The 21,147-nt window shown below is 50.4% G+C and carries 18 protein-coding genes; 6 read left to right on the top strand and 12 right to left on the bottom strand.

Annotated elements, in window-relative coordinates; all coding sequences use genetic code 11:
- Positions 1 to 89: 89 nt before the first annotated feature.
- Positions 90 to 677 carry a hypothetical protein gene (locus GCWU000325_RS02510; protein WP_006254433.1) on the top strand — a complete coding sequence of 196 codons (588 nt, stop codon included), beginning with the start codon at positions 90 to 92 and terminating at the stop codon, positions 675 to 677.
- A gap of 144 nt (positions 678 to 821) precedes the next feature.
- Here the strand turns inward: GCWU000325_RS02510 and GCWU000325_RS02505 are convergent, their stop codons facing one another.
- The 7 genes from GCWU000325_RS02505 to nusB all read right to left on the bottom strand — a co-directional run bounded on the left by GCWU000325_RS02505 (position 822) and on the right by nusB (position 6,410).
- The gene (locus GCWU000325_RS02505; protein WP_006254432.1) at positions 822 to 2,015 is read right to left on the bottom strand and encodes a saccharopine dehydrogenase family protein; all 1,194 of its coding nucleotides are present in this window, start codon (positions 2,013 to 2,015) and stop codon (positions 822 to 824) included.
- A gap of 116 nt (positions 2,016 to 2,131) precedes the next feature.
- A complete protein-coding gene (locus GCWU000325_RS02500; RefSeq protein WP_006254431.1) occupies positions 2,132 to 2,716 on the bottom strand; it encodes a DUF6621 family protein in 585 nt (194 codons plus the stop codon).
- On the bottom strand, positions 2,713 to 3,150 hold the full coding sequence (locus tag GCWU000325_RS02495; protein WP_006254430.1) for a DUF5606 family protein: 438 nt from the start codon (positions 3,148 to 3,150) through the stop codon (positions 2,713 to 2,715). Before GCWU000325_RS02495 ends, GCWU000325_RS02500 begins: the two co-directional genes overlap by 4 nt.
- Positions 3,151 to 3,534: 384 nt before the next feature.
- Positions 3,535 to 4,110 carry a dephospho-CoA kinase gene (gene coaE / locus GCWU000325_RS02490; RefSeq protein ID WP_006254428.1) on the bottom strand — a complete coding sequence of 192 codons (576 nt, stop codon included), beginning with the start codon at positions 4,108 to 4,110 and terminating at the stop codon, positions 3,535 to 3,537.
- Positions 4,094 to 5,107: a CdaR family protein gene (locus GCWU000325_RS02485; protein WP_006254427.1), complete on the bottom strand. Its 1,014-nt coding sequence runs from the start codon at positions 5,105 to 5,107 to the stop codon at positions 4,094 to 4,096. Before GCWU000325_RS02485 ends, coaE begins: the two co-directional genes overlap by 17 nt.
- A 48-nt stretch (positions 5,108 to 5,155) precedes the next feature.
- Positions 5,156 to 5,458 (bottom strand): preprotein translocase subunit YajC, encoded by a 303-nt coding sequence (gene yajC, locus GCWU000325_RS02480; protein ID WP_006254426.1) that lies wholly within the window; start codon positions 5,456 to 5,458, stop codon positions 5,156 to 5,158.
- A gap of 22 nt (positions 5,459 to 5,480) precedes the next feature.
- The gene (nusB, locus tag GCWU000325_RS02475; protein WP_006254425.1) at positions 5,481 to 6,410 is read right to left on the bottom strand and encodes a transcription antitermination factor NusB; all 930 of its coding nucleotides are present in this window, start codon (positions 6,408 to 6,410) and stop codon (positions 5,481 to 5,483) included.
- A 1,124-nt stretch (positions 6,411 to 7,534) separates the two neighbouring features.
- Between nusB and GCWU000325_RS02470 the strand changes: the two genes are divergently transcribed.
- From GCWU000325_RS02470 to GCWU000325_RS02455, 4 genes are all read left to right on the top strand, one after another.
- On the top strand, positions 7,535 to 8,905 hold the full coding sequence (locus tag GCWU000325_RS02470) for an alpha/beta hydrolase family protein (RefSeq protein WP_006254419.1): 1,371 nt from the start codon (positions 7,535 to 7,537) through the stop codon (positions 8,903 to 8,905).
- 160 nt (positions 8,906 to 9,065) lie between these two features.
- On the top strand, positions 9,066 to 9,686 hold the full coding sequence (locus tag GCWU000325_RS02465; protein WP_006254418.1) for a 50S ribosomal protein L25/general stress protein Ctc: 621 nt from the start codon (positions 9,066 to 9,068) through the stop codon (positions 9,684 to 9,686).
- A 106-nt stretch (positions 9,687 to 9,792) separates the two neighbouring features.
- Positions 9,793 to 10,356, top strand: a complete 564-nt coding sequence (gene pth, locus GCWU000325_RS02460; RefSeq protein ID WP_040599192.1) for an aminoacyl-tRNA hydrolase — start codon at positions 9,793 to 9,795, stop codon at positions 10,354 to 10,356.
- Entirely contained in the window at positions 10,353 to 10,811 is a 459-nt protein-coding gene (locus tag GCWU000325_RS02455) for an RNA-binding S4 domain-containing protein (RefSeq protein ID WP_006254416.1), read from the top strand. Before pth ends, GCWU000325_RS02455 begins: the two co-directional genes overlap by 4 nt.
- A gap of 327 nt (positions 10,812 to 11,138) precedes the next feature.
- On the opposite strand, the gene GCWU000325_RS02450 is transcribed toward GCWU000325_RS02455, so the two are convergent.
- The 5 genes from GCWU000325_RS02450 to ftcD form a co-directional block, all read right to left on the bottom strand.
- The gene (locus GCWU000325_RS02450; RefSeq protein WP_006254414.1) at positions 11,139 to 13,040 is read right to left on the bottom strand and encodes a GH32 C-terminal domain-containing protein; all 1,902 of its coding nucleotides are present in this window, start codon (positions 13,038 to 13,040) and stop codon (positions 11,139 to 11,141) included.
- Between the two features lie 704 nt (positions 13,041 to 13,744).
- Positions 13,745 to 15,019 carry an imidazolonepropionase gene (hutI, locus tag GCWU000325_RS02440; protein ID WP_040598797.1) on the bottom strand — a complete coding sequence of 425 codons (1,275 nt, stop codon included), beginning with the start codon at positions 15,017 to 15,019 and terminating at the stop codon, positions 13,745 to 13,747.
- A gap of 99 nt (positions 15,020 to 15,118) precedes the next feature.
- Positions 15,119 to 16,594 carry a histidine ammonia-lyase gene (gene hutH / locus GCWU000325_RS02435; protein ID WP_006254410.1) on the bottom strand — a complete coding sequence of 492 codons (1,476 nt, stop codon included), beginning with the start codon at positions 16,592 to 16,594 and terminating at the stop codon, positions 15,119 to 15,121.
- Between the two features lie 15 nt (positions 16,595 to 16,609).
- Positions 16,610 to 18,628, bottom strand: coding sequence for a urocanate hydratase (locus GCWU000325_RS02430; protein WP_006254409.1), 2,019 nt, complete (start codon positions 18,626 to 18,628; stop codon positions 16,610 to 16,612).
- Positions 18,629 to 18,791: 163 nt separating this feature from the next.
- Positions 18,792 to 20,507, bottom strand: coding sequence for a glutamate formimidoyltransferase (gene ftcD / locus GCWU000325_RS02425; RefSeq protein ID WP_006254408.1), 1,716 nt, complete (start codon positions 20,505 to 20,507; stop codon positions 18,792 to 18,794).
- 48 nt (positions 20,508 to 20,555) lie between these two features.
- Between ftcD and GCWU000325_RS02420 the strand changes: the two genes are divergently transcribed.
- Positions 20,556 to 20,777, top strand: a complete 222-nt coding sequence (locus GCWU000325_RS02420; RefSeq protein WP_040598795.1) for a hypothetical protein — start codon at positions 20,556 to 20,558, stop codon at positions 20,775 to 20,777.
- Positions 20,778 to 21,147: the final 370 nt, after the last annotated feature.

Raw genomic sequence — 21,147 nt, 5'->3', positions numbered from 1 at the left:
AATCGACATACGAGATCGGCAGTAGAAAAAAAGAGGAGTATGCTGAAAGATGCTTTATGGATTACTATTAATTTAAAACAATACAGACCATGATGAAGAAGTACTTGTTAGCATTCGTGGCCGCGGTAATGGCTGTTACCGTTTGGGGCCAATCTGCGTCAGAACATCTTAGATTTAAGGGCGTGCCGATTGCCGGAACGCCGGAGTCGTTTGCGCGACGTTTGAAGCAGAAAGGGTTGACTGTGACGCAAACCGATAGGGACGGGGTTCTTCTTACCGGTAGCTTTGCCGGTTATAGAGATTGCTCGATTACGGTGAGTTCTTCGAAAAATAGAAACACTGTATCTTCAGTGAGCGTTGCCTTTCCAAGCAGAAATTCTTGGAGGGAATTGGAAGGAGATTACAGCAATCTAAAATCTATGCTTACTACAAAGTATGGGGAGCCGCACGAAACTACGGAGATGTTTGAGGGAAGCACGGCGCCGAAAACAGATGAAGATAGGATATACAAAGTAAGGTTTGATCAATGCAAGTATTTTTCTATCTTCCGACCTTCTAAAGGGAGGATTCTGCTTCAAATAGTACATTACGGTACGGAGAACTGCTATGTTTTGCTTAGCTATATTGACGAGATCAATTATGGGACGGTCTATGCGCCGGTTATAGACGACTTGTAAGACGATGTAACAGGTAGCGGGTGATCCCCAATTGCGTTTGCAGTTACGCAAAGCGGGCGATAAGTGGAGCAAAAGTACTTATCGCCCGTTGTTTTATTTATACGCTTCCTCCTGATTGGGAACGAGAAGAGTCGAAGCGCGTTTTTAGAGTTCGAGATCCTGGTTGAAGATTTCGTGCCAAGGCAAGCCCTGTTTGTTAAGTTCGGCCATAAAGTTGTCGGGATCAAACTCCTCGACGTTCCATACGCCCGGACGCTTCCATTCGCCTAACATAAACAATCGCGCTCCAATGCAAGCCGGCACGCCCGTGGTATAACTTACGCCCTGCATGCCCGTTTCTTCATAGGCCGCTTGATGTGAGCAATTATTGTAGATATAATAGGTCTGCTCCTTGCCGTCTTTCAAGCCGCGAATGCGACAACCGATGCTGGTTTCTCCTTCGTAGTTTTCGCCAAGCTCTTGCGGGTTGGGCAATACTGCCTTGAGAAATTGCAGCGGTACAATTTCCATACCGTTATAATTGATCGGCTTGATGCTGGCCATACCGATGTTTTGAATAACTCGGAGGTGCGTCAAGTATTCTTGGCCGAAAGTCATCCAGAACCGTGCGCGGCGAATCGTCGGATAGTTCTTAACGAGGCTTTCCAACTCCTCGTGGTGCAGCAAATAGCTCTCTTTGGGCCCGATGTTAGGATAATTGAGCGTTTTGTGGATCTCTAATGGCTCGGTTTCGCGCCATTGACCGTCTTCCCAAAAGAGTCCCTTTTGCGTAATCTCGCGGATGTTGATCTCCGGATTGAAGTTGGTCGCGAAAGCCTTGTGATGGTCGCCGGCATTACAATCGACGATGTCTAAGTATTGTATCTCGTCGAAATAATGCTTTGCGGCGTAGGCTGTAAATATGCTCGTCACGCCCGGGTCAAAGCCGCAGCCCAAAATAGCCGTGAGTCCGGCAGCCTCGAAGCGCTCTTTGTAGGCCCACTGCCAGCTATATTCGAAATGGGCTTCGTCTTTTGGCTCGTAATTGGCCGTATCAAGATAGCTGCAACCGTGACGTAGGCAAGCCTCCATGATGGTTAGGTCTTGATAAGGTAAGGCGAGGTTCATCACCAAATCAGGTCTAAACTCGTCAAAAAGGCGCACGAGTTCGTCGATATTATCAGCGTCGACGCGCGCCGTCTTGATTTTCGGATTGCCAATTGCACGGACGATGTCATCACATTTAGATTGCGTCCGGCTGGCTATCATAATGTCGCTGAAAACGTCTGCGTTTTTTACTACCTTGTGAGCTGCAACGGTGGCTACACCGCCTGCGCCGATTATGAGTACTCTTCCCATTTTATAATTGATTGTTGTTGATGTCTGTCGGATGATGATTGGTAAGCGGCGGTAGGCTTTGGCTGCCGCTAAGTCGGGGTCTTAGGCGGCCAAATTGCCGCTTATTGCTGTTTGTTTCAGAGTTCGTCGCCGCTGATTCCCAAAGCGCTCATCAGCGAATAGCCTAAAATTTCCTGACTAAAGCCTTGGCCGGTCTGCGGCTCCATTGCAAAGAGCGTTACGTTCTTATTTGTCAGTCGGCCGATGGCGTTTTTGATTTGCGGACCGTAGGTTTCCACGTCGCCGATAATCATTATGCGCTCCACAGCTTCAGCTTCGCCGAGCGCAAGAATCGATTGCGCGAACAATTCACCTTTTGTGATAATCGATTCTACGGGAAAACTATGCAACGTAAACTCGCCCAGATTATCGCGGAAGGCCTTAGCGTCTAATTCGTCGGCAAAAACGGCCGGTTGGAAGTGGTCCAGCTTCTTTTTGCTCGGATCGTGCAAAAAGAAGGCCTGCACTTGGTTGTTTCCCGGGCGCAGTCCGCCGTCTAAAGCCACGCAATCGAGCCAACGACATAAGTCGCCCTGTTCAATGCGGCGTTCCAGCATCCGCTCAAAGTTGACAATCAGGTCAAAAGTTACGCGGTCGAGGTAATCAGCATCGGTCAGGATGACGTTGGGCGACCATTCTGCCGGCGTTAAAGGGGCTTTCAAGCTTTTTCCTCCGTCTCTACTGCTTCAGCGGCCTCCTCCGGATCAACGAAATCTTTGTAGCCGGCCTGAACCAGTATGTTATACCATTGTATGAGTTTAATAATGTCAGATTTATGTACGCGTTCGCGGTCATAATTAGGCAATGCCTGCTCCATAAATTCAGCCAATTCTGCAGCCGATGCTTGTTTTGGAGAGAGCAGGGAGGGTTTGCCGTCAAGCGCTTTGCAAATATTGTCGAAGACATTCATTAAAGGCGTATCTTCCTCGTCTGTATACATTGAAACATCGCTGAGTGCCGTGATTCGATCGCGCAAACCGGCGGGAAAACGGCGCTTTTGCTCGTCAAGGGTTTCAAGTATTAACGTGTTACTGCCCCTGGAAACGAGGCGGAAAAGGCCCGGGCGGCCTGCGATAGCCAATATTTGTTCTTTCATTTTGCTGTTTGTGTTTCTTTTGAAAAGTAACGGCAAAGATAATGTTTGATAAAGGGATAGCCAAGTAAATCCCGCCTTTTGTTGGCATCGATTATCAGGCGCTGCCGTCAAATATCAAAGAATTTTTGTTCCAATTCGCTCGCTGAAGATTAAGCGATAGGAGTCGAAAACCTGGAGATGGCAGGGCGCTAACTTGTGTACGGTTGAGCAAGGCTGCACAGCCTTTAATAAGGTCAAGGCTATGTGTAGCGATGGCTTGATCAAACCAAACGAAGGACATAGTCTTTCGTCGTTTTCGCTTGCCGCTTTGAATGCGCGACCATATATATAATGTGTGGGAGGGGAAGATGCGCAAGGGGAGTATGAACAGGGCTTGCGTGCGCTTTAGTGGGGGAGGAGCGGCGTTAAATTGGGCGCGCTATTGAGTTCGTTGTCGATAACAATGTCGGCGCGCTTTAACTTTTCGACTTCAGGCATTTGCAAACTGATCCAACGCAAGGCCGTCGTGCGGTCTATATTGTCGCGATCCATAATGCGGGCGATGCGGGTGTCTTCGGAAGCGTGAACGAGCACCACTTGGTCCACCAAAACATCAAAGCCAGACTCGTACAAAATGGCACTTTCCATATACGTGATAGGCGCTTTTTGCCGTGCATTCCAATCGAGGTAGCACTTGCGTACGAGAGGGTGGACAATGGCATCGACTTGTTTTGAATAGGCTGGCCCTTGGCAAATGTAGGCTGCCAACTTGGGCTTGTTTAGTTCGCCTGTTGGCGAATAAACATCAGCACCAACCAAGGCTTGCAGGGCTTTTCTTACGTCTGAGTTTGTGCGAATGATGCGTTTGGCTTCATCGTCGCAATAAAAAACGGGGAAACCTTTTTCTTCCAACAATCGGCAGATGTAGCTTTTCCCGCTGCCGATGCCTCCGGTTATTGCTCGCTTAATGGGAGTTACCATTATTGTCGCTGTCGGGATTGTCTTCAATGACGTAATCTACGTCTTGCGGGGAAATGCGAACGTGCCTTACGCCCGGCGGGACAGACTTTAACGAGAGGTGGTAGCGCGACGATCGGTTTTCTAACAGACTTTCGTAGTTGACAACCAGCACAAATTGGTCGGCATTCACAGAGCGGTAGAGGTGCATCCCGACTTGGAATGTGACGCTCACGCTTGAAGGAAAGGTGCGCAGAGTCTTGGAGGCGGGGAAGTTGACTTGCTGCACGGGCACTTGGACGGTCTTCTCCACCAAGCGGTCTACGATAATGTTGAGATTGATCTTCTCGGGGACAAACTTCACGCCGGGCGCCGTCTGAAAGGATACCGCCTTCTTCGTGTTGTCTGTCAGCCCCGTTAATCGTAAGGGGACCGTCTGTGCGGCGCGAATGGCGTTCAACTGATTGCGGGCGGCGTAAACCGTAACGCTATCCGGAACGTGGCGCACTTGCATGACGTAAAACGGATCCGCAGCTTCAAACGTGCCATTAACCACTACGGGCACGCGCTTCCGCTCTCCATAATTAAAATAAAATTCTACCTGCTGCGGGCGTTGAGTTATGATTTGCATGCCTTGTGGCAGGCGTTGCGATAAGAGCTTTGCCAGCTCAGCAGACGAGACTATGCCGTGCCCGGAATTGTCAGTGTAGTCGCTAAAGTTGATTTGAATCGGACTCTCGTCCTTATTTTGCGCAACAGTTAAAAGATTAAAGCCTTTATCGCGCAGACTTACGTGAATGCTCTTTGGAATATCGGTCGTGATAACAACATTCTCGGGGACGTTGACCAACTTGATGGGAAACTCAAACTCTTGTTTGTACGTTTCATTCAAGTTTGTAAAAACCCAAAACGCAAAACTGATGAACAAAAATACTAAAAAGGTGAAGAATTGCTTGTTCCAAATCAAGGAAAAGCCCTTCTTCGCCCACCTGTTTAGCTTTTTGCTCAATCGTTCTTCCATCTGTGCGTTTGCGCAGCCCGCTTTCAACGCCGCAGGCTTGCTTTGGCGTTATTTAGGTTGCCCTTTCGGCATAATTGCGGAGCGATCAAATTTGATTTCAACGCCGGTGCTTACGCTCAGCGTAATGATGTCGTTGTCCTCAATGCGTTTGATTGTGCCGTGGATGCCGCCAATGGTGATGACGTCTTGCCCCACTTCGAGCGCATTGCGAAATTTCTGAATCTCCTTTTGTTTTTTATTTTGCGGGCGAATCATGAAGAAATATACGATGGCAAATAAGCCAACGAGCATCACGATCATCTGAATGCCGCCCCCTTGCGGTTGCGCTGCAGCCAAAGGAATAAAGTTCATAGTCTTAATATTGTTTGGGTGTTTATTTTAAAAGTAATTTTTCAGCTTGGAGATACTTCACAACGTGGTCAAGCAGGCCGTTGATGTACGAAGAACTGCGCGGCGTGCTGTAGATTTTAGCGATGTCTAAGTATTCATTAAACGTCACGTTCAAGGGAATCGTCGGGAAGGTGAGCATTTCCGTCAACGCGATCTGCATAATGATTACGTCCATAAAGGCTAAGCGGCCAAATTCCCAGTTTTTGCTGTTGTTGCGGATCAGGTCGCGCATTTCATCTCCACGCTCGATGGTCGTTTGGAAAAGTTCCAGCGCGAATTGGTGGTCGTCTTCCGTGTCATACTCCGGTAAGATCTCCTGTTTCTCCCCACTTGACGGCGTGAAGCGCTTGATGGTTTTCAAGACGAAGCTGTCTACAACGTCCTTGTCGTCATTCCAATAGAGACTGTGCTCTTCCAGAAAATCGACCAACTCATCATTGTTGCAGACATACGTCTTATAGAGTTTGCGAATCAATTCGCGATCTGCCTCGTAGTCGAAATTTTCTTTGTCCATATACATTTGGAAAATCTCGCTTTCGATAAAGAGCGTGTAGATCTTTTTTACGTAGAGTTCCTCATCGTCCCACTCAGCGTGGTGCTCACGATAAGCGTTCAAGGCCTCGTTTTCGTCCAGTTGGCGCAAGAATTGGTTCTCAGCCAGTCGACTATCGGGTGAATTGCTACCTATTTTCGTTCCCAAGCGCTCTGCTCGAGCGGCTCTCATGCCTTCTTTCTTCTCCGCATATTGGCGGATATTGATCAGGAAACCAAGCAAATATTGATAAAGCTCGTGAGCTTTCGACAAGCTGAAGTTTAATTCCTTCAGCGCAACGTCCATTGTCTTTCCCGGGTTTTGATAATATGCATAGATCAGCTGAACCACTTTCAGCCGAATAAGTTCTCGGTTAATCATTCTTTCGTCTAAGAAAAGTGTTGCTTGTTGATAATGGGGCAAAATTACGAAGAAAACTCGCCTTATTCAACTTTTACCGCTACTTTTTCCAAAGTTATTTGCCGCCGAGGCGTAATGGGGCGTCTGCGGAGTGGGAGCGGGGGGTGCGGCGGCTTCCTTGCGCCTTCTTTGTGGTCGCCGAGTTTTAAGCGAAGTTGTATATAAACAATGTGTGTCGAAGGCCGGGATGCTGCCGGCGCAGCAGTTGGCGCGGGGCTAAGGCGCGGCGCGCACCAAACTTAAGGGCTCTTTCTATGGCGCTTTAGGCGGAAGCGCCAAGTTCTGAGGCCGGCAAGCGCCCTTGCCTATTCCCTGCCCATTTGTTGCATAATTTGTTGGTGATGACTGCAATACAGATCCGCCGATCGCTCGCTTTAGTCGATACGCATTGGCTTGTTGATTCGCCCCTCGCTCTTGCGCAGCATTGCCATCGAGTTGTGCGCCTGTCGGGTTGAGCGTAGTCTGCAAATGAACATCGTAGGCATACGAAACATTTCTCTCTTAAATGCAATAGTTTGATAATTAGCCCTATTTGTTTCGTTTTCTAACAGACAAATACGCGTTGTTTTTCGCTTTTATCCCCTTCGCTCATTGTTTGCTCCCACCAAACTATCGTTTGCTGCCGCCAAACCATTGTTTGCTGCCGGCAAACCATTGTTTGCTCCCGCCAAACGAAAAAATTGCTGGCGCGTAATGAACGCAATATTTGTTGGCCGCACGCGCCGATTTGCTTTCAGCTTATGCAGTATACGTGTTTTTCAGGTGCGAAAGCTTGTTTGCTCTAATAATAAAAGGCGCTAAGCCATCGACCGTGCACTTTGCCCAAGGAGAAGGTAGATATTGTCGGCCGAGGCTAAGCCGTCTTAAACAGAAAATGGGTTGTAAATTTTCAGAAGTGGCACAAAAAGTTGCCCGTTGCAGCCTGCATTCTCCGGAAGTTTGACTATTTTTGTTGACGATAAGTGCAAGTCCTCTCCAAGGGGCGAACCGGTACGCTGACCATTGAAGACGGTGGTTCATCGCTCGGTTTTAGTTGATAAAAATAGCGGACTTCGCAGCGCAGCGTTTCATTAAAATACCAGGATATGTTGAAGAAGATTTTTTGGCTCTTATGCCTGCCGTTTTTCGTAACTACGGCGGCGGCTCAAGGCTTGACGGGCGCTTGGAGCGGTAAGCTTTCGGTGCAAGGAATGCAACTAACCCTCGTGCTCCACGTGAGCAAGGATGCGGCGGGTAAAGACGTCTGCACCATAGATAGTCCCGACCAAAGCGTGAGGGGGATGCCGGCCGAGGTAAATCTGATTACTGACGACTCGCTGAGCATCTCCGTGCCTATGATTGGCGCTGCGTATGCCGGCAAGCTTGATGGTGGCGTGCTGAAAGGCGTATTTCGTCAAGTGGGCTACGCGTTTCCGCTTAATTTAGAGCGCGGCGAGGCGCCCATCTATCGCCCTCAGGAGCCATCGCCCCCATATCCGTATGAGACAAAGGAAGTAACGTTTACAAACCCTGCGGCCGGGGCAACGTTATCCGGCACCTTGTGTTACCCACAAGCCACGGGAGGCAAGCGGAAAGTGCCCGTAGTCTTGATGGTCAGCGGTAGCGGGCAGCAAAATCGAGACGAAGAAATTTTTGACCATAAACCCTTCCTCGTAATAGCCGACTGCTTGGCGCAAATGGGCATTGCCAGTTTGCGTTATGACGACCGCGGCACGGGAAAAAGCACCGGCGACGCCTCGCGCTCCACGATGTTTGACAACGCAGCGGATGCGCTGGCCGGTTTGCAGTATCTGCGCTCGCAGTCGGACTTCGGACCGGTCGGCATTCTCGGACATAGCGAGGGCGGATGCATCGCTTTCATCCTCGCAGCCCAAGGCAAGACCGATTTTATCGTGAGTTTGGCGGGCAGCGGCGTGAAGGGCGATAGTATTTTGCTTGAGCAACTGCGCGTTATGCTTGGTGGGCAGGGCTCGCAGGCAGAGACTGACGCGTTTTGCAAGGTGATGAAAGCCGTGTATGCCTACAAAGCGAGTCACCCGCAAGTGGATAATCCCGACGAAGTGGTCAATAATATCTTGCAACAGACACAAACGAAATTGAATGTGGGGCAAAAGTCCTCTATAATCGACTTCTTGAAGAGCGATAACCCCTGGCTGCAAAGTTTTATTGCAACGGATATGGCCGACTATGTCAAACAAACGCGATGCCCGGTAATGGCTGTCAATGGCGAAAAGGATGTGCAGGTGGCCGCAAAGCCCAACCTCGATGCTTTCAGGCGCTTGCTGCCGGCCAATAAGTTGAATCTGATTAGAGAATATGCGGGGCTGAACCATCTCTTTCAGCATTGCACAACCGGAAAGCCTACCGAATATCGACAGATCGATGAAACGATCTCTTTTGAGGTGGTGCAGGACATTATAGATTGGATTAAAAGTTTGCCCGCTCCAAAGAAATAGCCCGCGAAAACGCCGCCGACGCGAAAAAAACGCCGCTTTAGCTTGGCAAACTTTTGATATAGTTGTAATTTTGCAGCCGATTTGTCCGCCTTGTGGGCGTCTGCTCTTCGTGCGATGGCGAATTAGGTAATTACTAATTTAGAGTAACACAAACAAAACAATGAAGCAAATTTCTATTTCCGGTGTTAAGCGCACCGAAGTTGGTAAGAGAGCGACCAAAGCTCTGCGTCGCGAAGGTCTTATTCCTTGCAACCTTTACGGCCAACAAAAGAATGAGAACGGCGAAGCTGTAGCGATGGCTTTCGCAATCAGCGAAAAAGATGCGCAAAAGTTGATCTACACGCCGCATATCTACCTCGTAGACATCAATATCGATGGCGAAGATCATAAAGCTGTGCTCCGCGAATCTCAATTCCACCCCGTAAAAGATAATATTCTGCACATCGACTTCTTAGAGGTGCACGCAGAGCGTCCGATTGTTATCGGTGTGCCCATCCAAACGCAAGGTTTGGCGGAAGGTGTACGTGCCGGTGGTCGCTTGATGACGTTGATTCGCAAAATTAACGTACGTGCGCTTTACCAAGACATCCCTGAGAAGTTGCAGATCGACGTTACCGAGCTTAAACTCGGTAAGAGCATCAAGGTGGGCGATCTTTCTTACGACAAACTCGAACTCGTTACGCCGAAGGATGTGATTGTCGTGAGCGTTAAGATGACGCGTGCCGCAATGAGTCAGGCTTCTGAGGCAGCAGATGCTGAACCGGAAGAAGCAGAAGCTTAATTTCGACCCTTAAAGATAGATTTGGCAGATGAGTATCCTGTCTCGGCTGGCTTCGCTTTGGACGCGTCGAGCAGATAACTCTGCTGCTGCAATCGTTGAACACGATATGCAATATTTAATTGTCGGTTTAGGCAATATCGGAGACGAATATGCCGAGACGCGACATAACATAGGATTCAGAGTATTGGACGCCCTCGCAACGGCGTCCAATCTCGTTTTTGAAGATCGCCGCTATGGCTTCGTCACGAACTTGCGCGTGAAAAATAAGCGCCTGCTGCTCTTGAAGCCGTCAACGTATATGAACGCCTCGGGCAATGCTGTGCGCTACTGGATGCAGAAAGAAAAAATTCCGGTAGAGCGTGTGCTCGTCGTAGTCGATGATTTGGCGCTCCCGTTTGGCGCTTTGCGCTTACGAGCCGGCGGTAGCGAAGCCGGACATAACGGTTTGCGCAGCATAACCCAATGTTTGGGCACACAACAATACGCCCGCCTTCGCTTTGGTATTGGCAATGATTTTCCGCGCGGCGGTCAGGTCGATTTCGTTTTGGGCAAATTCGGCCCGGAAGACCTGCTGGCGATGCCGAAACGCGTAGAAATGGCCGGCGAGATTGTAAAGAGTTTCGCGCTATCCGGTATTGATTTCACAATGAACCACTACAATAAAAAATGAACGCAGAGGCACGCTTGGATAAATGGCTTTGGGCCGCGCGAATCTTTAAGACGCGCACCTTGGCTGCAGATGCTTGCAAGAATGGTCGCGTTCAGATCAACGGCGCTCAGGCAAAACCGGCACGAAGTGTGAAAGTGGGCGACCGAATTAGCGTTCGTAAGTCGCCCGTGACCTATACGTTTCGCATAAAGTCGGCCATAGAAAAGCGCGTGGGCGCAAAACTGCTTCCGGATGTCTATGAAAACATCACGACGCCCGAACAATACGAGCTTTTGGAGCTAAGTAAGATCAGCGGCTTTGTGAATCGGGCTCGCGGAACGGGGCGCCCCACGAAGAAAGATCGGCGTGCGCTCGACGAGTTTACGATGCCGCAATTTTTTGACGATGATTTTTTTGATGATGAGACGGATTGGAGCGATGAGCACGCAGATTTGAGCGAAGCATCGACCGATTAACGTTTCTTTGTCGCCATCTTTTTTTCATTCCAAAGCATAAGCCTTGCACCGATGTCCGTTTCTGATCGTGCAAGGCTTATGTTTTTTCTCTGCTGTCCTACTGCCTTGAGGCGCAGTCCCACGGTTTGAACCAGATACTGCTGATTCGGCTATTTTACAAACCCGCCGCCGGTCACAACTCGTCCCTTTTCGCCTTGCATCTTCGTGAAGAAGCTTGCTAAAATCCAACTTATCAGGCGAAGTGTTGGGTGGCGAGAGCACCGGCGGCTGTTTGTAAACGACTATTTGCGTAGTCGTGTTCATTATAATCAGGTCTACAAAATTCGTTTACAGCCCTAAGCGGTGTAGCGTCACATTTTTGAAAGTTGCAGTGCCCTTTTGCGTGTAAAATTTCACAGATTCGTAGGGCAACGTCGGGAATACGAGGTTCGTCATCGCAATGCGGCCGCCGTCGACAAAGATTTCCACAGAACATTTATCGACAAAAACGTCCACGTGATACGACTTTCCTTTGCACAGGTTCAGCGGAGCCCACGTCCCCAACGCGAAATCGTTTTTATAATTGACGGGATTCGTTTTGCGCGAGGGCGCTTTTCCGGCCTTTTCTTCGACCAAGTCGAAATCCTTCTCAATCTGGTGCGATTCAGCTTTCTCGCCGAAAGCCGTCAGACCGCTTTCCGTCCGGTCCATCACCAGTTTTCCCGCCTTCGTGTCGAAGTAGATTTTAACCCGCTCGCCTTTACTGTTGTATAGTTCAAAGCCCGCCGTCGCGGCCTCGCTTGGCGTAATGTCCATCTCCAATTCAAAGGCGTCGCCGGTACCGGCTAAGCAGTTTTTCTCCTCTTTTGGCGCTTTCTCTGTTGCTTTTAGCGTGCCGACATATCGCGTCGATTTACGCAAAGCCCTGACTTCAGTGGCCACATTCGCGCCCATAAAAGTTTCCCCATCCTTTGCGAAGAGAAACAACTCGCGCGGAAGTGTATTTGCGCCGCGATATTGCTTGATCGGCGTCACGTTTGCATATTGCCAGTTGCTCATCCAAGCAAGCCCCAATACGCGATCGCCCGTACCCGAGAAGGTTACCGTGGCGTAATGGTCCTTGCCATAGTCTAAAAATTTGGCTTCCTTCGGCCCATCATCGCATACGAAATTCTTGCCGTCAAACTCACCCACAAAATATTCTGTAGCGCTGCCGCCAAACAAGCATCCCGGGTTGATATTGACAATCATAACATACTTTTGATGTTGACTATCGCCGTCGACAGGCAGGCGGAAAAAGTCCGGGCATTCAAATTGGTTGGGTTGTGCCCCATATCCTTGCCCAAAACTGCTGACATACGTCCACTTTTTTAAGTCGGGCGAAGAATAGAAACGCATTTCCTTATCCGCCGATACAATCATGTACCACAAATTCTTGGGTGCGAACCAGAAGACCTTCGGGTCTCGAAAATCTTTGAGTCCATCGAAAGGCCTCAGTACGGGGTTGTGTTCGTATTTCGTAAACTTATAGCCGCCATCCGTGCTATAAGCCAAGCATTGGATCTGTCCGTTTTCGTCGCTTGCCGACGTATAGAGCGCTATGATCGCATCTTTACCAAGGCCGGCTGTGCCCTGCCGGTCAATGACTGCACTTCCGGAGTAAATGTGCCCCATCGGATCGCGATCGAGCGCAGGTGCAGATGCTTTCCAATGGATTAAATCCGTCGTGGTCGCATGTCCCCAATGCATATTTCCCCATTTCGAACCATAAGGATTGTATTGGTAGCAAAGATGATAGACGCCATCTTTATAAAACATTCCGTTGGGGTCATTCATCCAGCCATAGCTTGGCGTATGGTGGTAAATCGGGCGATAGTAGTCTGTGTTTTTTACATCCCATTCGTTGGAAAGTCGAAGGTGCCCTTGTTGAAGAAAGGTTAAAGCCGCTTTGTCGAGATTCAAAATCTTAATCGTACTTTCTTTACCTTCATTTAGCGCGAACGGCACTTCATAATCGACCTTTCCAACTGCCAAGCGCACGTCCATCCACGTGTCGCTCGGGCGTTGATTGTCCAATAATACTTTGGCTTCAGGCTTATCTTCTTCGATCGGAAGAAGCAGATATTTCGGCGAGTTATGAATGTGGATGACGAGCGTATCTCCATACTCGCGCACGTCTAATTGCTGTGCTTGCGTGGTCAATGCTGTGCCAAATAAAGCAGCACCAAGCATTATTGGAATCTTTTTCATAACTTTGATATATAAGCTGTGCGCAACGCCCTGCTGAGTTTGTCGCGTCGAGTGTCCTTACGCCATCACGAAATGCCGATTACGTCTTTTCTGCCACGGCCTTTTGCCGGCAGATGATAAATGAGGGAAAGCACGTTCGTCGTTTTTGTGTTCGTTCGTCTCTATTTTGTGCATGCAAATTTAATGAACAACTTCGACAAATGCAATACTTCGCCGCGTTTCTTCCGGAAGTTTTTTACCGATGCTCATTATAGTAGATCAAGGTTTCTGCGGCGGGGCGCGCCGGCTGCCCGGTCGATGCTGACATTTGCTTGGCGGCACCTTTCCTCTTCGTTTTTTTCTTTCCACCCTTGCTTTTTGCGCCGCCCCTTCAGACAAAAAGCTGCGAAGACTTGACGCGTACCTTTTTTGTCGTGAGAATAAAGGTTTACGCTCGTGATGATAAAGGTTTGCGCTCGTGATAACAAAGGTTTACGCTCACGAGCGTAAACGGAAAAAGCCCGATGGCGGCGTATGAAATCGAGCTTTGCGCGCTTGTTTTTTAGTGTGTTAGAATAAAAAATAAAGTTTGCGGTGCGGCGTCCCGCTCGTCAGCTTTGCGGAAAGGAATGGTCGCAAAAAAATCCTGCGAAGTAAGCTGTACCTCGCAGGATTTTTAGTCGGATATTTACGTCTGCGCCGTTATTTATCGGTTGCGCGGCGATTTAATCTAAACCTTTCAGTCCCTCATACGGCCGGCCACTCAAGAAGGCTTGCTTGATGATGGGAGACGTATAGGCATAAGGCAAATATTCTACAGAAGAGATCGGCTCCGTGAGGAAGAAGTTGGCCACTTTTCCAACGGCAATTGATCCATAATCTTGACTTTCGCCCAGTGCATAAGCCGCATTGATGGTTGCTGCATTGATTGCCTCAGCCGGCAATAGACGCATCTTGATGCAGGCCAAGGAGACGATGAATTTCATATCGCCCGAGGGCGTAGAGCCTGGGTTGTAGTCGCTGGCAAGCGCCACACCGAGGCCGGCGCTGATCATCTTGCGGGCAGGCGTGAAGGGGATGTTGAGGAAGAAGGACGTGCCGGGCAATGCCGTTGGCATCGTTTCGCTGTTAAGCAGCAGTTCGAAGCCCGCTTCGTCCATACTTTCGAGGTGGTCGACGGAGAGTGCGTTGTATTTTACGCCAACGGCTACGCCGCCGGAGGGGGCTAACTCTTCAGCGTGGATTTTCGGGCGGAGGCCGTAGCGTGCGCCGGCTTCAAGAATGCGGGCCGTCTCTTCGACGGTGAAGAAGCCCTCGTCGCAGAATACGTCGATGTAGTCGGCCAACTGCTCTTTGGCTACGGCCGGAATCATCTCATTGATCAACAAATCAACGTATTCGGGCTGCGTATATTGACGGCCTACGGCGTGTGCACCGAGGAAGGTGGCTTTGATCTTGAGTGGCGTTGTCTCTTGCAAACGGCGGATGACGCGCAGCATCTTCAACTCGTCGGCCGTATTGAGCCCGTAGCCGCTTTTCACTTCTACGCAACCCGTACCCTTGCGGATGATCTCGTCAGCGCGACGCAGGGCTTGGCGATAGAGTTCGTCTTCGCTCAATTCGTGGAGATGGTCGGCAGAATTGAGGATGCCGCCGCCGCGGCGGGCGATCTCGGCGTAACTCAATCCGCGGATTTTGTCGACAAATTCGGCCTCGCGACTACCGGCGTAAACAATGTGGGTGTGAGGGTCGCACCAAGAGGGAAAAATGCTGCCGCCGCAGGCATCGATTACTTGATCAAAGCTGCTCTCAGTCGGCATATTGTCGGTCATTTTTCCGAAGCCGCTGAAGCGATCGCCGTCGACGGTGAGGTAGGCATTGTCGATTACCTCTAAATTGGCCATCTCGCTGCCTTGCAGGCGGAGGGGGCGGTGGTTGTCGACGACGAGGTGGGCTATATTTTTGACTAGAAGGGTGCGGGTCTTGCTTGTTGCTTTCATAAGGTGGCAAATTATGATCGAGGGGCAGCCGGATGCGGCACGCCCCTCAATCGTTGTCGTTAGTAATGTTTGATGACGACGATGCTTGTCGCCGTATAGTTAACCGCGCAAGAATTGTACGGACGTCTCAATGTGAGGATACATCACCTCATCTTCGCTGATGAAGGGCACAGCCTTGCGGTAAGCGGCGTGGATCGCTTCGATCGCGGGAGATGACTTGAGCGGGCGACGGAAGTCTAAGGCCTGGGCTGCGTTGAACAGTTCGATAGCCAATACGCGCTCGGTATTGAGGGCCACTTTGTACAACTTGATGGCTGCATTGGCGCCCATACTTACGTGGTCTTCCTGACCTTGGCAGGACGGAATGCTATCTACGGAAGCGGGTGAGCACAACGACTTGTTAAGACTTACGATGGAAGCCGCTGTATATTGCGTGATCATGAAACCGCTGTTTAAGCCCGGATTGGCAACGAGGAAGCTGGGCAGGCCGCGGGTGCCGCTTACTAACTTGTAGATGCGGCGCTCGGAAATGTTAGCCAACTCGTTGAGGGCAATAGCCAAGAAGTCGATGGGCAATGCAATGGGTTCGCCGTGGAAATTGCCGGCTGAGATCACGAGATCTTCGTCGGGGCAAACCGTAGGATTGTCGGTCGCAGAGTTGATTTCCGTGTCGATCACTGATTTTACGTAGTTGATCGTATCTTTCGCAGCGCCGTGTACTTGCGGAACGCAGCGGAAAGAGTAGGGATCTTGGACGTAAGTCTTCGGCTGCTTGATCAATTCGCTGCCTTCTAAGAGTTGCTTGATGTGAGCTGCCGTATCGATCTGGCCTTTGTGCGGTCTAACCGCGTGAACAGCAGGCGTAAACGGCTCGGGGCGGCCTTCGTAGGCGTCGAGAGACATCACGGCGATCTTGTCGGCCCAATCGCTGAGCTTCATAGCTTGGAGAAGTCCCCAAACAGCGAAAGAGCTCATGTTCTGCGTACCATTCAAGAGTGCCAAACCTTCTTTGGAAGCTAAGTGAATGGGCTTCCAGCCTTTCTTCTCCAAAACAGCAGCACCGGTCATAACTTCGCCTTCAAACTCTACTTCGCCTAAACCAACCAAAGGCAAGCTGAGGTGGGCAAGCGGCACGAGGTCGCCGGATGCGCCCAGAGAACCCTGCATATAAACAATGGGGTAGATGTCGTTGTTGAAGAAGTCGATGAGTCGCTCTACAGTGTCGAGTTTGCAGCCTGAGAATCCGTAGCTCAAAGATTGAATCTTTAGGAGCAACATGATTTTTACGATCTCGTTGGGAACGCGATCTCCTACGCCGCAAGCGTGAGACATCATCAAGTTAACTTGAAGTTGTTCTAACTCTTCTGCGCTTACAGAAACGTTGCAAAGGGAGCCGAAACCGGTCGTTACGCCGTAGATCGGTGCTTTGTTTTCTGCAATCTTCTTATCTAAGTATGCTCGACAACGTTGGATGCGTTGGCGGGCGTCGTCGCCCAATTCGAGTTTGTATCCTTTTTCGATGATTTCGCCGACACGTTCGATGGAGAGGTGCTCAGCTGAAATGATATGCTTCATTGCTTTGTTGGTATTTTAGTTGAATAAGTTGTTGATGAGATCATCTTCGACAAGGTTGGGCATAGTTACTTTGAAGCCGGGCGTGCGCTGCATTTCGCGCTCGATAGCGTGCATCGAACCTTCGTTGCGCGCCCAACTGCGGCGAGCAATGCCGTTGTTTACGTCCCAGAAAAGCATTTCTCGGATGTGGCGGGCGCTATCTTCGCTGCCGTCAATGAGCATGCCGAAGCCGCCATTGATTACTTCGCCCCAACCAACGCCGCCGCCGTTGTGGATAGATACCCACGTAGCGCCGCGGAATGAGTCGCCAATGACGTTTTGGATAGCCATATCAGCGCAGAATTGAGAGCCGTCGTAAATATTGCTGGTCTCGCGGAAGGGAGAATCGGTGCCGGAAACGTCGTGGTGGTCGCGGCCGAGTACGACGGGCTTGCTGATTTCTCCTTTCTTGATCGCTTCATTAAATGCGGCAGCGATTTTTGCGCGGCCTTCAGCGTCAGCATAAAGGATGCGCGCTTGAGAACCTACGACAAGGCGATTGCGGCCGGCTTCTTTGATCCAATGGATGTTATCGTCCATTTGGCCTACGATTTCTTCGGGCGCTTCTTGGCGGATTTTCTCCATTACTTCGGCTGCAATGCGGTCGGTCGTCTCCAAATCTTTGGGGTCGCCGGACGTACATACCCAACGGAAAGGTCCAAAGCCGTAGTCGAAGAACATCGGGCCCATAATATCTTGTACGTAGGAAGGATAGCGGAACTTGCCATCGCTGCCTACAATGTCGGCACCGGCGCGTTGACTTTGCAACAAGAAGGCATTACCATAGTCGAAGAAGTACATGCCCTTTGACGTTAATTTGTTGATAGCCATTACTTGGCGGCGCAGAGATTCTTGTACGCGTTCGCGGAACTGATCCGGATCTGCTGCCATCATATCGTTGGATTCTTCGAGCGTCATGCCGACGGGGTAGTAGCCGCCTGCCCACGGGTTGTGCAAAGACGTTTGATCGCTACCCAAGTCTACGTGAATCTTTTCCGCAGCGAGGCGCTCCCACAAATCGACAACGTTGCCGACGTAGGCCATAGAAACCGTCCGCTTCTCAGCTACGGCTTTGCGGATAGCAGGAATGAGTTCGTCGAGATCGCTATGAAGTTCGTCGACCCAACCTTGTGCGTGACGTTTTTCCGCTGCGTGCGGATTGATTTCGGCTACCACACTCACGACGCCGGCAATGTTGCCCGCTTTGGGCTGTGCGCCGGACATACCACCAAGACCGGAGGAGATGAAGAGCATTCCTTTGATTCCGTCTTGGCTCTTGTTGCTGCCCATTTGCTTGCGAGCAGCGTTGAGCACTGTGATTGTCGTGCCGTGAACAATACCTTGCGGGCCGATATACATATAAGAACCCGCCGTCATTTGACCATATTGGCTTACGCCCAAAGCATTGTCGCGCTCCCAATCATCCGGCTTCGAGTAGTTGGGAATTACCATACCATTCGTTACCACTACGCGAGGCGCATTCTTGTGAGAGGGGAAAAGTCCGAGCGGGTGTCCGGAGTACATTACCAAAGTTTGCTCGTCAGTCATCTCACTTAGATATTTCATCACCAAGCGATATTGCGCCCAGTTTTGGAATACGGCGCCGTTTCCGCCGTAAGTAATCAACTCGTGCGGATGTTGCGCTACGGCGGGGTCAAGATTGTTTTGGATCATCAACATAATGCCGGCTGCCTGCAAGGATTTGTGCGGATAGTCCTCTATTGGGCGAGCGTACATATCATATTGAGGGCGGAATCTATACATATATATACGTCCGTACGTGCGCAATTCTTCGGCAAACTCGGGAGCGAGCGTCGCGTGAAACTTCTTGGGGAAGTAGCGCAAAGCATTGCGCAGCGCCAGTTTCTTTTCTTCCGGCGTAAGTATATCTTTGCGTTTCGGAGCGTGACTAACTGAATGGTCATAAGGCCGTAGTTCCGGAAGTATCTCGGGGATACCGGCGCGAATGTCGGCCTGAAATTCTGCTAATGTCATAGTTATGATTATTTATTTAGGATCAAAAGGAAAGAGAGTAAGCCTTGGTGGCCAAACTATGGGCGAGGGAGAAAGGACAGGCGGATAAGACGCCACCATATATATAATGTATATGCAGCCGTCTTATCCGCGTTGTCGTATCATTTAACCATAGCGTGTAATGTTATGCTTCGTTGATTTTACGTTCTACGATACCAATGATTTCAGCTTCTTTCTTTTGTGCTTCCGCAATGAGTTGTTCAGCTTCAGCAATCATTTTATCGGCCGTTTCCCGATCTTTGAGCGATGCCGCGTTGATCTTCACGTTGAGGCCTGCGCCTAAAACTGCTGCTCGTGCAGCCAGAGCGCCTACGCCCGCATCAGAAACGCTGTTGGGGTTACCATGTTCAGCCATAGCTTGGCAGAGCTCGAACGCCCCAAAGGCTGCCTGCATCGTTTGTAAAGGCACTTGCGTCGCAAAGAGCGTTGCCGCCTGAATAGCTTCAGAGCGCAAGCGCTTATCTTCGTCCGTCTTCTTCGGAAGTCCGAAGGCCTCCATAATCTTATTGAAAGCGCGCGTATCTTCGTCAACGAGCACGAGGAGTTCGTCAGAAAGCGCTTGGCCTTTGTCTGCCCAGCGGCTAAATTCTTCCCAGCGATCGTCCCAACCCGGTTTGTGACTGGAGAGATTTGCTACCATTGTGCCCAATGCAGCACCGAGTGCACCCATATAAGCCGCTACGGAGCCGCCACCGGGAGCGGGAGATTCGCGCGAAGTTTCTTCAGCGAAGCCCTTCACCGTCATTTTAACGAGCGCTTTGTCGTCGCCGTTTTCATCTTCGAGCAGATATTCGATCACTTTCTCGCGCGGGTTGAACGGTTTGAGGTCAGACAAGCCGAGCGATTTAATTGCGATGTTGATAATGTCCTCTTTCGGAATACCCGTGGAGCGTTGTTGCTTTTCGAGGAAGTAGCGTCCGGCTTCGAGCAGTGTGCGTTCCGGTACAAGACCTACGATTTCCGTACCCGTAACGCGCACACCACGGTTTTGAGCGCAACGACACACCTCATCAAAGGCCACGTGGAGCGGCGTCACATTGATATTCGTGATATTCATAGACACCTGTGCGATGCCATATTCCTCAATATACCAACCGATGCCCTTTGTGCCTTTCAGCGTGCCCGGGATCATGATTTTCTTTCCGTTCTCGTCGAGCTTCACCTTTCCGGTAATCGGATTGCCCTCGCGAGCGGGGCGGCCTTTTTCGCGCACATCAAACGCGATAGCGTTAGCGCGGCGCGTAGAAGTCGTGTTCAGGTTATAGTTTACAGCAATCAAGAAGTCGCGTGCACCAACATTCGTGCAGCCCGTGCGAGCTACGCCTTCATCGAATGGGCGTGCGCCGAAGTCGGGCGCTTCAGCCGGATCGTTGATTCTTTCAGGGATCGCCTCATATTCACCTCTGCGCACTACCGCCAAGTTTTTGCGCTCCGGCTTCAAAGCTGCGGCCTCATAACAGTAGCACGGGATCTCCAATTCGTCAGCCAAACGCTTTGCCAATTTGCGAGCCAGTTCGGCGCACTCTTCCAGCGTAATGCCGGCAACGGGAACGAGCGGCAACACGTCCGTAGCGCCGCTGCGCGGGTGTGCACCATGGTGCTGGCGCATATCGATCAGCTGAGACGCCTTGCGCACTGCGCGGAAAGCAGCTTCCATTACCGCATCAGGTTCGCCCACAAAGGTAACCACTGTGCGGTTTGTAGCTTCTCCCGGGTCCACATCAAGCAGACGTACGCCTGCAGAATTGCGGATCTCGTCCGTGATTTGGTTGATAACGTTCATATCGCGCCCTTCACTAAAATTGGGCACGCACTCGATAAGTTGCTTTATTTTTGCCATCGTAGCCTAGATTTTATAATCGTGATTAACTCCACAAAAGTATGATTTTTGGCGCAAAATAACAAGGAATGGGCAGATTATTTTGTGCATCTTGTTAAAAAACGTCCGCATCAGGCAGCGCGTCGACCTATTCTATATGCCAAAAGGGAAGCTGCCGGTGGCGGCGTTGTAAGTGGCGCTCGTCGTCGCGCCGTTTTCGTGATGCTAAGCGACAAACAAACACAAGACAGATCAACGCTGGCTATAAGCGTACGAATTCATTGTAAATGAACAGAAAACAACTGACAGTTGCGTTCCGATTTGCCGCCTCTTGTTCGTTTGCTGCCACCAAACGATAGTTTGCTCGGGCCAAACGATGGTATGCTGCCGGCAAACGATGGTTTGCTCCCACCAAACAATCGAATGGGGCTTCCGGTAGCACGTATTTGGCACGCCGGAAAGCACAGGTTTTGATGGTTGGCGACCCAAGTGTGAGGTCGGTCGGTGGCGGTAGCATTGTCCGTCTTCGCAAATCCGCTTCTCTGTCGATATGTAGAAAACTTCTTGCGCCTACGTGTTGGTCGCTCAATCATAATAGGGCGAGCCGGATTAAAAACCAAGCACGAAGCGAGTAGCCTTTGTGGATTAACGGCAAAAGAAG

The sequence above is a fragment of the Alloprevotella tannerae ATCC 51259 genome (genome assembly GCF_000159995.1).
Classification (GTDB): domain Bacteria; phylum Bacteroidota; class Bacteroidia; order Bacteroidales; family Bacteroidaceae; genus Alloprevotella; species Alloprevotella tannerae.
The sequence above is the reverse complement of the archived record's forward strand: the minus strand, read 5'-3'. Positions and strand labels throughout refer to the sequence as shown.

Bases quoted from the DNA above. Each gene is read 5' to 3' on its own strand.
- GCWU000325_RS02505 (WP_006254432.1), bottom strand. From the start codon at position 2,015: ATGGGAAGAGTACTCATAATCGGCGCAGGCGGTGTAGCCACCGTTGCA.
- GCWU000325_RS02430 (WP_006254409.1), bottom strand. From the start codon at position 18,628: ATGACATTAGCAGAATTTCAGGCCGACATTCGCGCCGGTATCCCCGAG.
- pth (WP_040599192.1), top strand. From the start codon at position 9,793: ATGCAATATTTAATTGTCGGTTTAGGCAATATCGGAGACGAATATGCC.
- yajC (WP_006254426.1), bottom strand. From the start codon at position 5,458: ATGAACTTTATTCCTTTGGCTGCAGCGCAACCGCAAGGGGGCGGCATT.
- GCWU000325_RS02470 (WP_006254419.1), top strand. From the start codon at position 7,535: ATGTTGAAGAAGATTTTTTGGCTCTTATGCCTGCCGTTTTTCGTAACT.
- GCWU000325_RS02495 (WP_006254430.1), bottom strand. From the start codon at position 3,150: ATGAAAGAACAAATATTGGCTATCGCAGGCCGCCCGGGCCTTTTCCGC.
- GCWU000325_RS02510 (WP_006254433.1), top strand. From the start codon at position 90: ATGATGAAGAAGTACTTGTTAGCATTCGTGGCCGCGGTAATGGCTGTT.
- coaE (WP_006254428.1), bottom strand. From the start codon at position 4,110: ATGGTAACTCCCATTAAGCGAGCAATAACCGGAGGCATCGGCAGCGGG.
- ftcD (WP_006254408.1), bottom strand. From the start codon at position 20,507: ATGGCAAAAATAAAGCAACTTATCGAGTGCGTGCCCAATTTTAGTGAA.
- hutH (WP_006254410.1), bottom strand. From the start codon at position 16,594: ATGAAGCATATCATTTCAGCTGAGCACCTCTCCATCGAACGTGTCGGC.
- GCWU000325_RS02485 (WP_006254427.1), bottom strand. From the start codon at position 5,107: ATGGAAGAACGATTGAGCAAAAAGCTAAACAGGTGGGCGAAGAAGGGC.
- hutI (WP_040598797.1), bottom strand. From the start codon at position 15,019: ATGAAAGCAACAAGCAAGACCCGCACCCTTCTAGTCAAAAATATAGCC.
- GCWU000325_RS02465 (WP_006254418.1), top strand. From the start codon at position 9,066: ATGAAGCAAATTTCTATTTCCGGTGTTAAGCGCACCGAAGTTGGTAAG.
- nusB (WP_006254425.1), bottom strand. From the start codon at position 6,410: ATGATTAACCGAGAACTTATTCGGCTGAAAGTGGTTCAGCTGATCTAT.
- GCWU000325_RS02450 (WP_006254414.1), bottom strand. From the start codon at position 13,040: ATGAAAAAGATTCCAATAATGCTTGGTGCTGCTTTATTTGGCACAGCA.
- GCWU000325_RS02455 (WP_006254416.1), top strand. From the start codon at position 10,353: ATGAACGCAGAGGCACGCTTGGATAAATGGCTTTGGGCCGCGCGAATC.